10 protein-coding genes and 1 pseudogene are annotated in these 13017 nt (G+C 72.8%); 4 read left to right on the top strand and 7 right to left on the bottom strand.

The genetic code is table 11. The features are described 5' to 3' along the window. Position 1: 1 nt before the first annotated feature. The 3 genes from ACIP67_RS33880 to ACIP67_RS33890 form a co-directional block, all read right to left on the bottom strand. Entirely contained in the window at positions 2 to 694 is a 693-nt protein-coding gene (locus tag ACIP67_RS33880; protein WP_401696988.1) for a class I SAM-dependent methyltransferase, read from the bottom strand. Between the two features lies 1 nt (position 695). Further along, positions 696 to 1607 (bottom strand): phosphotransferase family protein, encoded by a 912-nt coding sequence (locus tag ACIP67_RS33885; RefSeq protein ID WP_401696989.1) that lies wholly within the window; start codon positions 1605 to 1607, stop codon positions 696 to 698. A gap of 80 nt (positions 1608 to 1687) precedes the next feature. After that, positions 1688 to 2437, bottom strand: a complete 750-nt coding sequence (locus tag ACIP67_RS33890; RefSeq protein ID WP_401696990.1) for a hypothetical protein — start codon at positions 2435 to 2437, stop codon at positions 1688 to 1690. A 222-nt stretch (positions 2438 to 2659) separates the two neighbouring features. On the opposite strand from ACIP67_RS33890, the gene ACIP67_RS33895 reads away from it, so the two are divergent. The 4 genes and pseudogenes from ACIP67_RS33895 to ACIP67_RS33910 form a co-directional block, all read left to right on the top strand. Further along, a complete protein-coding gene (locus tag ACIP67_RS33895) occupies positions 2660 to 4015 on the top strand; it encodes a tetratricopeptide repeat protein (RefSeq protein ID WP_401696992.1) in 1356 nt (451 codons plus the stop codon). 1 nt (position 4016) lies between these two features. Then, positions 4017 to 4547: an NUDIX domain-containing protein gene (locus ACIP67_RS33900; protein ID WP_401696993.1), complete on the top strand. Its 531-nt coding sequence runs from the start codon at positions 4017 to 4019 to the stop codon at positions 4545 to 4547. A gap of 64 nt (positions 4548 to 4611) precedes the next feature. Then, positions 4612 to 5679, top strand: coding sequence for a hypothetical protein (locus ACIP67_RS33905; RefSeq protein WP_401696995.1), 1068 nt, complete (start codon positions 4612 to 4614; stop codon positions 5677 to 5679). Positions 5680 to 5880: 201 nt separating this feature from the next. Then, positions 5881 to 6558 (top strand): annotated as a pseudogene (locus ACIP67_RS33910) (hemin ABC transporter substrate-binding protein); the annotation flags it as partial. On the opposite strand, the gene ACIP67_RS33915 reads toward ACIP67_RS33910, so the two are convergent. The 4 genes from ACIP67_RS33915 to ACIP67_RS33930 all read right to left on the bottom strand — a co-directional run bounded on the left by ACIP67_RS33915 (position 6555) and on the right by ACIP67_RS33930 (position 12942). Further along, positions 6555 to 7577, bottom strand: a complete 1023-nt coding sequence (locus ACIP67_RS33915) for an adenosine deaminase (protein ID WP_401696997.1) — start codon at positions 7575 to 7577, stop codon at positions 6555 to 6557. The pseudogene ACIP67_RS33910 and the gene ACIP67_RS33915 sit on opposite strands and share 4 nt — an antisense overlap. Positions 7578 to 7597: 20 nt before the next feature. Further along, a complete protein-coding gene (locus tag ACIP67_RS33920) occupies positions 7598 to 8503 on the bottom strand; it encodes a ribonuclease Z (protein ID WP_401696998.1) in 906 nt (301 codons plus the stop codon). A 6-nt stretch (positions 8504 to 8509) separates the two neighbouring features. Then, positions 8510 to 8863 (bottom strand): histidine triad nucleotide-binding protein, encoded by a 354-nt coding sequence (locus tag ACIP67_RS33925; protein ID WP_385065081.1) that lies wholly within the window; start codon positions 8861 to 8863, stop codon positions 8510 to 8512. A gap of 809 nt (positions 8864 to 9672) precedes the next feature. Beyond that, complete coding sequence (locus ACIP67_RS33930; RefSeq protein WP_401697000.1) at positions 9673 to 12942, bottom strand: S41 family peptidase; 3270 nt, start codon at positions 12940 to 12942, stop codon at positions 9673 to 9675. Between the last annotated feature and the right edge of the window lie 75 nt (positions 12943 to 13017).

The following is a 13017-nucleotide window of genomic DNA, read 5'->3' on the forward strand; positions in this document are numbered from 1 at the left end:
GTCAGAGCTTGCGGGCGCGGATGAGCAGGGTGGTGGGCCAGTGGCCCATGCGGGGGTCGTTGAACTCCTGGGCCGAAGTGAGACAGAAGCCCGCCCGGCTGAGGTGCCTCTCCCAACGGTCGGTATCGAACTCCCATCGGGCGATGGGGAGCCGAGTGCGGTCGGGCAGGGTGACGAAGTCGCGGCGGGGCCGGTCGTCGCCGGCGGGGCTGCGGCCGCCGCGCTGCGGGTGGGGGACGGAGAAGGCCAGCACTCGCCCGGGCGTGAGGCGATGGGCGACGGCCGGGAGCAGGAGCTCGGGGGCGACGAGGCCGACAGCGCCGAAGACGGAGTAGATCGCGTCGAACTGCTCGTCGGCGGCTTGCAGGTAGTGCAGGGCGTGGCCGGCGACGAAGGTGAGGTTGTTCAGCCGTCCGTAGTGGGAGCGGGCGCGGCGGACCTGGAGGCCGACCAGGTCGACGCCGGTGACGTGGGCGCCGTGGCGGGTGGCGAGGTGGGCGGCGTTGTGGCCGGGGCCGCAGCCGAGTTCCAGAAGTCGCTTGCCGCGCAGGTCAGGCCCGAGGACGTCAGCTCCGGGCCCTTGGCCGGGTCTCGCGGTCCACTCCATCCGGGCGGGTACGGACAGGGGTTCGGCGAGTCCGGCGGCGGTGCGCTGGGCGGCGTGGGCGTGCCATGGGGATGCCTGGGCGAGCACGTCAGATCTCCAGGAGGTGGAGGACGTCGGTGAGGTGGCGGCGGACGGCCTTGATGTAGGCGGGGTCGGTGGCCGGGTCGTCGATCCAGCGGACGGCCTGCTCCATGAACCACTCGACGGCCCACATGCGGTGCCAGCCCAGGGCCCAGTTCTCGGCGGTGAGCCCGCCGCGCGGGGCAAGGGCGTCGGGGGTGCCGCCGGCGGTGACGTACTGCTCCAGGAAGACGCGCAGGCGCACGGGATGCGGGGGTTCGATGGTGCCGTGCCAGCTGGCGAGGTCGAGCAGGCCGGGGCCGGTGAAGGCGCGGGCGAAGTCGAGCAGCCGCCAGCCGCGCTCGCCGATGTGGAGGCTGGTGGGGTGGAACTCGGAGTGCACCCAGCCGAACGGTTCCAGCGTCGCTCCGGCCGAGCGGGCCTCGGCGGCCTTGGCGATACGGTCGAGCGCGTCCTCGACGTCGTCGGCGTCCTGCCACCGGTCGGCCTTGCGCAGCCGTTCGAGGTGCTCCAGCGCCCGGGCCGGAAGTGCGCGCAGGCGCTCCTGGCCGAGGACGGGCAAGGGCGGAGCCGTACGGGTGCCGTGCAGGACCACGGCCGCAGCGACGCCGTCGAGGCCGTCGGCCTCGCGGACGGACGGTCCGAGGTCCTCCATGAGCATGCCGAGCCAGCCGTCCAGGACGGCGGATGCGTGGACCTGGGGGACGGGGACGCCGAGGGTGTGGGCCAGGCGGAGGGCCCGGTCCTCGCCGTCGAAGGGCTTCTTGGCGTACTTGAAGATGGCCGTGGAGCCGTCGGGGAAGGTCACGCGCTCCACGCCGGACATGGACCACACGCGCACCTCCTCCCGTACGGAGGTGGTCTGGCCGGCCACGGTGAGCAGGTTGTCGAGGAGTTCGGCGCTGGGGTTCGTGGTCACGTGGGGCTCCGGGGAGGGGTGGTGACGTCCGGGGCGGGCGAGGGATGCCGGCCCGCCCCGGAGCCTGATCGGGTGGTGGGTTACGCGGCGGGGTTCACGCGGTGGGCGTAGACCTGCTCGATCCAGCCCGCCTTGAACGCGGCGAGGTCGTCGCGGAAGTTCGCCATCGAGGCACCGTAGGGCGCGACCACGCCGCCGGACTGGTCCGGCACGGACTGGCACCCATGCACGAGCCGGCCGCCGAGCGCCGCGTGGGCCTTGATGGACTCGATCCGGCGGTGCTCGTTGAACCAGCCGCCGTGGTAGACCTCGTCGAGCATCCCGCCCATCTCGTCGTCCAGGTCGAAGACGACGGACGTGGCAGCGGGGAAGAACCAGCACGGACCGACGTTGGAGATGCGCCCGTCCAGCTCGACCTTGTTGAGCGCCATGAGCGTGGCCGCCTCGCGGAGCATCCGCAGGTGCTCGGCGGTGATCTGCGGCAGACCGAGGCCGGCCAGATGCTCCTGGCGGAAGAGGTACGCGTACACCTCGTACGCGGTGGCCACGACGCGGGCCGCGTCGGACGTGGACTCGCTCTGCTGCTTGATGAAGTCGAGCGCGAGCTGCTCGACCGCGCTCTCGGTCGTCTCGTCCACGTTCAGGAGCTGGGACTTGACCAGCTCCCAATCGGCGACGAGCCAGGTGTTCGACTCGAAGCGGAAGAAGTACTCGGCCGGGTCGATGGTGATGCGCCGGCCGTCGACCTGGATGCCGGGCAGGCGGCTCCAGCGCGGGTCGAACGCCTCGGGCAGCTCGACCGTGATGGCCGTGGTGTCGATGGTGGTCACCGGTGTCTCCGTCTCTGATCGGCCGGGTCCGGGCACAGGAATGCCCGAGCCCGGTGTGGGCGTACGGCTTCGGGGTGCCGCCCGGACCAAGGGGGAGCCTGGATTACGGTCACGCCGTTCCGGGCGGCTACTTATAAGTGAACCGGTGGTCACGCTCAGTGGGTACGGTGGAACGCAGTTAAAGCGGTATACGCGGTTTACAGCTCCAGGGCGGAGGCGATCGTGATGGCGCAGCGAGAACCCAACTCCCGTCTGCGCGACGCCATCGCGGCGGTCGACTGCACCTACGAGGCCCTCGCCAGAGACGTGCGGCGCATCGCCGCCGAGAACGGCGAGATCCTCCAGACCAACAAGTCGGCCATCTCGCACTGGGTGAACAGCACCCGTGCCCCGTCCGGCCGGGTAGGCCAGTACCTGGCCGAGGCGCTGTCCCGCCGAGCGGGGCGCGTGATCACCCCGAACGAGGTCGGCCTCCACGTTGGTGATGCCGATGCGCCGGCGGAGTCCGACCCCGTCCTCGCGGTCACCGACCTGGGCCGGGCCGACGTCGAGCGCCGCCGCTTCCTCGCCATCGCGGCCTTCACCACCGCCGGCGTCGCCATGCCGCTCGGATACGACCACGAAGCCACCGCCCGCATGCTCCGCGCCCGCACCGGCACGTCACTGGTCGGCGCGGAGGACGTGGACGTCGTACGCCAGATCACCGCGGCCTTCAGCGCCGCCGACGAACGACTCGGCGGCGGGCACGGCCTGACCACCGTCACCGCGTACCTCGCCGACACAGCCGCCCCCATGCTGCGAGGACGCTTCTCCAGCGAAGCCTTACGCCGGGCCGCCTTCGGCGCCGTCGCAGAACTCGCCTACCTCGCAGGGTGGAAGCACCACGACCTCGGCCAGGAAGGCGCCGCCCAGCGCTACTACCAGGTCGGCTACCAGCTCGCCTGCGAAGCCGACCCCCACGGCCACGCCGCCTGGATGATGCGCGCCCTCGCCCACCAAGCCCTCAGCCTCAAGCAGCCCCACCACTGCGTCGACCTCGTCGAAGGCGCCCTACGCACGGGTCTCGGCCACGTCGACGGCCAGACCGAGGCCCTCCTCCACATCACCCACGCCCGCGCCTACGCCGCAGTCAACGAGAACTCCCTGGCCGCGCGCGCCCTGCTCGCCGCCGAGGACGCCCTCCTCCGCGACGACGGCCCCCAGCCCAGCTACTCCCGCGTCAGTGGCCCCGCCGCCGGCACGGTGGCCAGCCACACCGCCCGCACCCTGACCGACCTCGCAGACCACATTGGCACCGAGCGGCAGCACCGGGACGCCCTCACCCGCTGGGACCCTGTGAAGTACAAGCGCGTCCACGCCCTCACCCACGCCGACCTCGGCGACAGCCTCGCCGCCCAGGCCCGCGCCGACGAAGCCGTCGCGGCTTGGTCTCAGGCCCTGGTCCTCATGGAGGGCATGACCTCCGACCGCACCCGCAAGGCGCTCACCTCGCTCCGCTCCACCCTCGCGGTCTACCAACGGCGCAAGGTACCCGGCGCCGCCGATCTCGCCCGCCGCGCTCGCGAGGCCCTCGCCTAACATGCCCAACAACCCGCCCGACGAAGGGAACACCGTGGCCCAGCAGACCGACGACCGCTCCCAAGCCCTCAAGCCGGCGCTCGAATCGATGACCCTGCTGGTCGCGGCCGTCATCGTCCACGACAAGGCCGCAAACCGCGTGGTCCTTCTCCAACGCAGCGAGAACGCGAAGTTCGCCCAGGGCATGTGGGACCTCCCTGTCGGCAAGAGCGAACAGGGCGAGCCCATCACCGAGACCGCCGTCCGCGAGCTCTACGAGGAGACCGGCCTCACGGTGAAACCCGAGTCCCTCAAGGTCGCCCACATCATCCACGGCGCCTGGGGCGTGGAGGCCCCCAACGGCTTCCTCACGGTCGTCTTCGCCGCTGAGGAATGGACCGGCGAACCCGAGAACCGCGAACCGCGCAAGCACTCCCAGGTCCGCTGGGTCGACGCCGACTCCATCCCCGAGAACTTTGTGGACACGACTTCGAGCGCCCTCCAGCGGTATCTCGATGGCGGGCCAGAGGTTTCACTTGACGGCTGGGGGTAGGAGCGCGCGCCACCTCTGCCAGGTTCGAGCGTCTACAAGCACGGCCCAACTTCCCTGCTGACCAATGAGATCCGACACGGATGTCAGTGCACTGCGCCAGTATCTCGGCATGAACTTTGACTGGGAGCGCGCAGCCGAGATTCAGCGGCTGGTAGTTGGCGGTGCACTCCTGGCCGCGATCGTGGTGTCGATCTACCGCGTCCTCGCGTGGGTCGCCCGCCGGATCCAGCCGCTGCAGGTGCGCTGGACGGCCTGGAACGCCAGAGTCGCGGAAAGGGACCTGACGCCAACAGTCGAGGCGCTCCAGCGTCTTGGCCTCGCGGACCTGCCAATTCAATCATTCCGGGAGGCAGGTCAGAAGACGGCCGGAAGCGTCAAGCTGCGCTACTGGCTACTGACCTTCCCGATTGGTCTCGGTGCAGGGGACCTCCTGATGGCAGTGATCAAAACGATCGAGACACGGCAGGTTCAGCCGAGCCTTCGACCATCCGCGCTCGTTCTCGCTGCTGTCACCCTGCCTCTTCTGATGTGGGCGGCTCGGCGCAACAAAGCCATAGCGGGCTACAGATTGATGCTCTCGATCATGGCTGCCATCGAGGCATGTGATGCCGTGGCACGCTCAGACACGGGCGACAGGCCCCAGGCCCTCCGGCATCTTGACGACACGTGCTCCACAGTTCGGCGCTCACTTCTGCGCGTACACCGGATCACGAACAGCGTCGGCCGCGGGTCTCCACGGCAGCGGAACGCAAAGAACCACGCCGCGCTCGTCGTGGCCAAGCTTCAACTGGCCGAGGCACAGGTCGACGCCAAGGGCGATGGAGCGCTCCGCACCCTGGCCGCACTTCTGGCGAAGATCGGGAACACCTTCGCTGCAGGAAGGGTCACCACGCTCCTCCCCGAGCAGAGCCTGCGCGGCACCACCCCAGTGACCAATCGGGAAGGGCTTCGGCTGGTGGCTGTAGTCGTCACCGCCGCCGGCGCACTGTGTCTTGGGGTGCTGTTGGGGCTTCCAGCGGGTGTCGATGTCGTGCTTGCTGGTACTGCTGCCGTGCTGGCCTCAGTGGTGGCATACGGGCCCCGAGCCGCAGTGGCCAAGACAAGCGAAATCATGAGCATCCTGCGGCAGTAGTGACGCCACCCCAGTCCTGGGTATCCGCCCCACCAGAGCCGGCTCGCCCCACCCTGCTTACAGCCGAGCAGTCCGCACCCAGTCCGCAGGACACCCGATCACGACCGTCGTACCCCATCGCCAGCCGTCAGTAAAAGGCCAGGCCAGCGAGCCACAGGGAAGATCCCCGCAGGTCACCGACCTGGCCGATTACTAGGGGGCAAGAAGCTCCCCCAGGTCACCAAGGCGCACGACGTGAGCGCGGAGAGCGTGCTGTCGCTGCGGCCCACGGTCGTGCTCGCCGACACCGACACCAGGCCGAAGGAGGCCGTGCAGCAGATCCGGGACGCCGGGGTCCCGGTCGTCGTCCTCGACCCGGCGACGAAGCTGTCCGACGTCACCACCCGCACCACCCGGATCGCCGAGGCACTCGGCGTGCCGGAGGCGGGCCGGGCGCTCAACCGGCGGATGAGCGACGACCTGGCGGCGGCCCGCGCGGCCGTGCCGCAGGGCAGCCGGCCCAAGGTCGCGTTCCTGTACATGCGCGGCAGCGCGGCCGTCTACCTCATCGGCGGCAAGGGCTCCGGCGCCGACTCCCTGCTCGCGGCGGCCGGCGCGGTGGACGCGGGCACGGCGGCCGGCCTGGACAAGCCGTTCACCCCGATCACCACCGAGGCGCTGGCCCAGGCGCAGCCCGACGTCATCCTGATGATGACCAAGGGCCTGGAGTCGGTCGGCGGCATCGACGGCCTCCTCCGGATCCCCGGCATCGCCCAGACCCCGGCCGGCCTGAACCGCCGGGTCGTCGACCTGGAGGACGGCGTGCTCCTCGGCTACGGCCCGCGCACACCGCTCGTCATCGACCTGCTGGTGGACCGGATCCATCAGGGGGTCGGCTAGAGAAGGCGGTCGGCCTGCGGAGGGGTCGGCCAGAAGACGTAGGCGTCCACCTCGGCCAGGTAGCGGGCCCGCAGCTCCTCGTCGTCCTCCAGGAAGGAGGCGGTGAAGGAGTTGCGGGCGAGTTCGCGCAACCGGTCCTCGCCCAGGCCCAGGGTGCGCCGCACGGCGTCGAAGTTGTCGCCGGCGTAGCCGCCGAAGTAGGCCGGGTCGTCGGAGTTCACCGTGCACAGCAGCCCGGCGTCGAGCATGGCCGGCAGCGGGTGGTCGGCGAGGGTGTCGACGGTGCGCAGCCGGACGTTGGACAGCGGGCACAGCGTCAGCGGGATCCGCTCCCGCACCAGCCGCTCCACCAGCGCCGGGTCCTCCATGCACCGCAGCCCGTGGTCGACGCGCTCCACACCGAGCACGTCGAGGGCCTCGGTGATGTACTCCGGCGGCCCCTCCTCCCCCGCGTGCGCCACCCGCCGCAGGCCCAGCGCCGCGGCGGCCTCGTACACCTCGCGGAACTTCACCGGCGGGTGCCCGACCTCGGCGGAGTCCAGGCCGACGCCGGTGATCCGGTCCAGGTACGGCCGGGCCGCCTCCAGCGTCTCCAGCGCCGACTCGGCGGACTCGTCGCGCAGGAAGCACAGGATCAGCCGGGTGGAGACGCCGTGCCGCTCCTCGCTGCTGCCGAGCGCCCGCCACAGCCCCTCGACGACGGTGCCCATCCCCACGCCCCGGGAGAGGTGGGCCTGCGGGTCGAAGAAGATCTCGGCGTGCCGCACGCCCTGCGCGGCGGCCCGGGCGAGGTAGGCGTCGGCCAGGTCCTCGAAGTCCCGCTCGGTGCGCAGCACCGCCATCAGCTCGTAGTACAGGTTCAGGAAGGACTGGAGGTCCTCGAACCGGTACGCCTCGCGGAGCTCGTCCGTGTCGGCGTACGGCAGGGCGACGCCGTTGCGGGCCGCGAGCGCGAACGCCAGCTCCGGCTCCAGGGTGCCTTCGATGTGCAGGTGCAGTTCAGCTTTGGGGAGGGGCATCAAAGCATGGTACGGGGGTTTTACCGCCGTTTCGGAACCGGCACCCGGAGGAGGTCGTGCGCCACCGTCAGCTGGCCCTCGAAGCCGGCCGCCCGCGCCTGCCGCTCGAACGCCTCGGGGTCGGAGTAGCGCTGACTGAAGTGGGTGAGCACCAGATGCCGTACGCCGGCGTCCCGCGCGACCCCCGCCGCCTGGCCGGCCGTCAGGTGGCCGTGCTCGATGGCGAGTTCCCGGTCCTCGTCCAGGAAGGTCGACTCGATGACGAGCATGTCGCAGCCGTCGGCGAGCGTGTGCACCCCGTCACACATGCGCGTGTCCATGACGAACGCGAAGCGCTGTCCGCGCCGCACCTCGCTGACGTCCTCCAGCGACACCCCGCCGATCGCGCCCTCCCGCTGGATCCGGCCGACGTCCGGGCCCTTGATGCCGTGCGCGGCGAGCAGGTGGGGCAGCATACGGCGGCCGTCGGGCTCGACGAGCCGGTAGCCGTACGACTCGACGGGGTGGGAGAGCCTGCGGGCCTCCAGGGTGTAGGCGCCCGTGACGGCGAGGGGCCCGTCCGTGTCGACGGGCGCCTCGGTGACGCCGACCGTCTCACGGTAGGCGGTCGCGTACCGCAGCCGGTCGAAGAAGCGCTGGCCGGAGCGCGGGTAGTGCGCGGTGACCGGGTGCGGCACCTTGTCGAGGTTGACGCGCTGGATGACCCCGGCGAGGCCGAGGCAGTGGTCGCCGTGGAAGTGCGTGACGCAGATCCGGTTCAGGTCGTGGGCGGCCACCCCGGCGCGCAGCATCTGGCGCTGGGTGCCCTCGCCGGGGTCGAAGAGGAGGCCCTCGCCGTCCCAGCGCAGCAGGTAGCCGTTGTGGTTGCGGTGCCGGGTCGGAACCTGGCTGGCGGTCCCCAGGACCACCAGTTCACGGACGGACATCGCGGCCTATCCGGGAGGCCAGTGCAGGCCCCGGCCGCCGAGGACGTGCGCGTGGGCGTGCCAGACGGTCTGCCCGGCGCCGCTGCCGGTGTTGAAGACGACGCGGTAGCTCTCCAGGTTCTCCTGGTCGGCGACCGCCTGCGTCTCGCGCAGGACGTCCGCGGCGAGCTGCGGCGCCTCGGCGGCGAGGGCGGCGGCGTCCTTGTGGTGCGCCTTGGGGATCACCAGGACGTGCGTGGGCGCCTGCGGGTTGATGTCCCGGAAGGCGAGGGTGGTCTCGGTCTCGCGCACGATCGTCGCCGGGACGTGCTTCTCGACGATCTTGCAGAACAGGCAGTCGTCCTGCGGCTCACCTGACATGCGGCCTCCTCCGGGTGATGATCGCGTACGGGGGCATGCTATCGCCGTCGCCCGGGGGGCAGGGGGCGTGCACGCGGTGTGGGCGACCGGTCGACGCATGCCCCTGTCGCCCCGGGCGGGCGGGTGTTGTGCACTGCCGGCCGTGCGGGGCCGGGCGCGCAGTTCCCCGCACCCCCTCACGGGGTGCACCCGGCCTCGGGCACCGGTCGACGCATGCCCCTGTCGCCCCGGGCGGGCGGGTGTTGTGCACTGCGGGCCGTGCGGGGCCGGGCGCGCAGTTCCCCGCACCCCCTCACGGGGTGCACCCGGCCTCGGGCACCGGTCGACGCATGCCTCCTGGGCCCCGGGCGGGCGGGTGTTGTGCGCTGCGGGCCGTGCGGGGGGCGGGCGCGCAGTTCCCCGCGCCCCTTCGCGGGGTGCACCCGGCCTCGGGCACCGGTCGACGCATGCCTCCTGGGCCCCGGGCGGGCGGGTGTTGTGCGCTGCGGGCCGTGCGGGGCCGGGCGCGCAGTTCCCCGCGCCCCTTCGCGGGGTGCACCCGGCCTCGGGCACCGGTCGACGCATGCCCCTGTCGCCCCGGGCGGGCGGCCGTTGTGCACTGCCGGCCGTGCGGGGCCGGGCGCGCAGTTCCCCGCGCCCCTTCGCGGGGTGCACCCGGCCTCGGGCACCGGTCGACGCGTGCCTCCTGGGCCCCGGGCGGGCGGGTGTTGTGCGCTGCGGGCCGTGGGGGGCGGGCGCGCAGTTCCCCGCGCCCCTTTGCGGGGGGCACTCGGCCTGGGGCACCGGTGGGTCTTGGAGCGGGGGCGGGCTCAGGGCAGTGTGGGGGGTGTTTTGGCCGGGGTCTGTTCCAGGGCGGCCAGGGCGAGGCGGATCGCCTCGTCGAGTTGGGGGTCGCGGCCCGCCGCGTGGTCCTGCGGGCGGATCACCACCTCCACGTCGGGGTCGACGCCGTGGTTCTCCACGCCCCACCCCTGGCCCTCCAGCCAGATCGCGTACTTGGGCTGGGTGACCAGGGTGCCGTCCACCAGGCGGTAGCGGCTGTCGATGCCGATGGTGCCGCCCCAGGTCCGGGTGCCGACCACCGGCCCGATACCGAGCGCCTTGACCGCCGCGTTGACGATGTCCCCGTCCGAGCCGGAGAACTCGTCGGCGACGGCGACGACGGGCCCCCGGGGCGCGTCCTCGGGATAGCTGGACGGCCGCATCCCGCGCGGCACGTCCCAGCCGACGATGCGCCGCGCCAGCTTCTCCACCACCAGCTGGGAGGTATGCCCGCCCCGGTTCTCCCGCACATCCACGACGAGCCCCTCGCGGGCCACCTCGACGCGCAGGTCGCGGTGGATCTGCGCCCAGCCGGGCGCCTGCATGTCGGGCACGTGGAGATAGCCGAGCCGCCCGCCGGACTTCTCGTGCACGTACGCCCGGCGGTCCGCGACCCAGGCGTGGTAGCGCAGCGGCTCCTCGTCGTCGACCGGGACGACGACGGCGTGCCGCGGCTCGCCCCCGCCGGACGGCGAGATCGTCAGCTCGACGGCCCGGCCCGCCGTACCCACGAGCAGCGGTCCGGGCCCGGTGACCGGGTCCACCGGATGCCCGGCGACGGCGACGATCGCGTCACCGGCGCGCACGGCGACCCCGGGCGCCGCCAGCGGCGAGCGGGCGTCGGGGTCGGAGGTCTCCGCGGGCAGGACGCGGTCGATGCGCCAGCCGCCGTCCTCGTGGCGGGAGACGTCGGCGCCGAGCAGACCCTGGCCGGCACCGTGGCCGCGGCCGCCGGCCGGGACGACGTAGGCGTGCGAGGTGCCGAGTTCGCCGTGCACCTCCCACAACAGGTCGACCAGGTCGTCGTGGGTGGCGATCCGGTCCAGGACGGGCCGGTAGCGGTCCAGGACGCCGTCCCAGTCGACGCCGCCGAGGTCGGGCCGCCAGAAGTTGTCCCGCATGATGCGGCCGGTCTCGTCGTACATCTGGCGCCACTCGGCGGCCGGGTCGACCGTCTGGCGGACACGGCCGAGGTCGACGGTGACGTTGGTGTCGCTGTCCTCGTCCCCGGAGGAGCGCCGGTCGGCGGGAACGACCCTGAGCTTGCCGTCGGACCGCAGCAGCAGCCGCTTGCCGTCGCCGCTGACCTCGAAGCCGTCGACGTCGGTGGCGAGGTGTTCCAGGCGGTGCTGGGCGAGGTCGTAGCGCTCCAGCTCGGTGTGCGGGTCGGGGGCGTCCGGCGTGGCGCGGGAGGCGCCGAGGACCCCGCGCACCGGATGGCGCAGCCACAGCACGCCGTCCTTCGCGGCGCGCAGCCCGGAGCAGCGGCCCGCCTCCACCGGGAACGGGATGATCCGGTCGGCGAGCCCCTCGAGGTCGACACGGGTCGCCGGGGTGCCCTCGCTGTCGGGGGTCTCCTCCTTGTCGGGCGTCTCGAAGGGCCGGCCGTGCCGCTGCGGGCCGAACGGCGAGGGCGTGGTGGCGGCCAGGGTGATCAGGTGCGGCCGGGCGCCCGCGACGAAGGAGAGGTCGAAGGCGTGCTGGTCGTAGACGGGGTCGAAGGCGCGCGTGGACAGGAACGCCAGGTGCTTGCCGTCGAGGGTGAAGGCGGGCGCGTAGTCGCGGAAGCGCAGCGGGGTCGCCTCGGTGACCGACAGGTCGGTGGTGTGGGCGAGCTTGATCTGGCTGAGCGGGCGCGGGCCCGGGTGCGACCAGGCCAGCCAGCCGGAGTCGGGGGAGAAGACCAGGTCGCCGACGTCACCGTCCTCGCTGCGGTCGACCTCGCGGACCTCGCCGCTCTCCCGCTCGACGAGCAGCAGCCGCCCGTCGTGCGCGGCGACGGCGGCACGGCTGCCGTCCGGGGCCATGGCGAGCTCCAGGACCCGGCCGAGCCGTCCGGCGGCCAGCCGGCGCGGCGCCGCCCCCGGGGCCGGCCCGGTGGCGGGGGCGAACTCCAGGGCGTCCTCGCCCTCGGCGTCCGTCACCCACACCACCCACTCCTCGCCGTCCGCGCGGAAGGCCCGCGGCAGCCGGGCCCGCACCCCGGGTTCCGCGGCGAGCGCGCGGGCGGGCCCGGAGCGGTGGGTGACCCAGTGGACGGCGCCGCGCACCTCGACGGCGCTGCCGCGCGCCGTGTGGTCGGGTGCGGCGGAACCCAGCCAGCGGGCGGCGCTCACCGGGTACGGCCGCCGGTCGGTGCGCTGCCCGCCGAGCCGCACGTCGAGCCGGCGTGGCTCGGCGCCGTCGAGGTCGTCGAGGACCCACAGCTCACCGGCGCGGACGTAGACGACGCGCCGGCCGTCACCGGCGGCGTGCCGGGCGTAGAAGCCGTCGAGAGGGGTGTGCCGCCGCAGGTCCGATCCGTCGGCGAGGGAGGAGTACAGCGCCCCGGTGCCCTCGTGGTCGGAGAGGAACGCGATCCTCCCCCGCTCCCGGCTCCCGTCGAGCGGGGGGACCCCCGTCCCCACCCACACCGGGTCCTCGATGTTCCCGTCGAGGTCGTCGTGCAGCCGTACGAACTCGCCGGCGCCCTCCCCGTCGCGGGCGCCCTCCCCGTCGCGGGCGTCCCGTTCGATCCACAACCTGCCCGCCGTACCGCCCCGGTAGCGCTTCCAGTGGGCGGCCTCGCGGCCCATGGACACGGTCAGCAGCACGGTGCGCGGGCCGTGGGCGACGGCGCCGACGGGCCCGTACGGCAGGGTGGCCGCCGGTCCGCCGTCGAGCGGGACGGCGCGCGCCCAGGTGCGGCGCGAGCTCGCCTGGTCGTGCGAACTGAGCACCAGGACCCGGCCGTCGGGGGTCCAGCCGCGCACCTGGGTGCGCCAACTCCCCCAGTACGTCAGCCGGGTGGCGGGTCCGCCGTCCACCGGCGCGACGTGCACCTCGGGGGCGCCGTCGCGGGTGGAGGTCCAGGCGACGGTGGTGCCGTCGGGCGAGATGCGGGGCAGGGAGACCGGCACGTTGTCGGCGCTGACGCGCCAGGCGCGGCCGCCGTCGAGGGGCGCGAGCCACACGTCGTCCTCGGCGGTGAAGGCCACCGACTCGCCGTGCAGGTGCGGGAAACGGAAGTACGCAGCAGGCGTCGCGGACTGTGTCACCCGATCACTCTAGGCAAGGGCGGGTGCCGCCGACAGGGGTACGGATCGTTCCCGCGCCGCTCACGCCACCGCGTG

Origin of the sequence: Streptomyces sp. NPDC088812 (assembly GCF_044750285.1) — a bacterium.
In the GTDB taxonomy this organism is placed as follows: Bacteria; Actinomycetota; Actinomycetes; order Streptomycetales; family Streptomycetaceae; genus Streptomyces.

What these genes read in the sequence shown, in the direction of transcription:
- ACIP67_RS33925 (WP_385065081.1), bottom strand. Translation starts at nt 8,863, where the DNA reads ATGTCAGGTGAGCCGCAGGACGACTGCCTGTTCTGCAAGATCGTCGAG.
- ACIP67_RS33900 (WP_401696993.1), top strand. Translation starts at nt 4,017, where the DNA reads ATGCCCAACAACCCGCCCGACGAAGGGAACACCGTGGCCCAGCAGACC.
- ACIP67_RS33920 (WP_401696998.1), bottom strand. Translation starts at nt 8,503, where the DNA reads ATGTCCGTCCGTGAACTGGTGGTCCTGGGGACCGCCAGCCAGGTTCCG.
- ACIP67_RS33915 (WP_401696997.1), bottom strand. Translation starts at nt 7,577, where the DNA reads ATGCCCCTCCCCAAAGCTGAACTGCACCTGCACATCGAAGGCACCCTG.
- ACIP67_RS33905 (WP_401696995.1), top strand. Translation starts at nt 4,612, where the DNA reads ATGAGATCCGACACGGATGTCAGTGCACTGCGCCAGTATCTCGGCATG.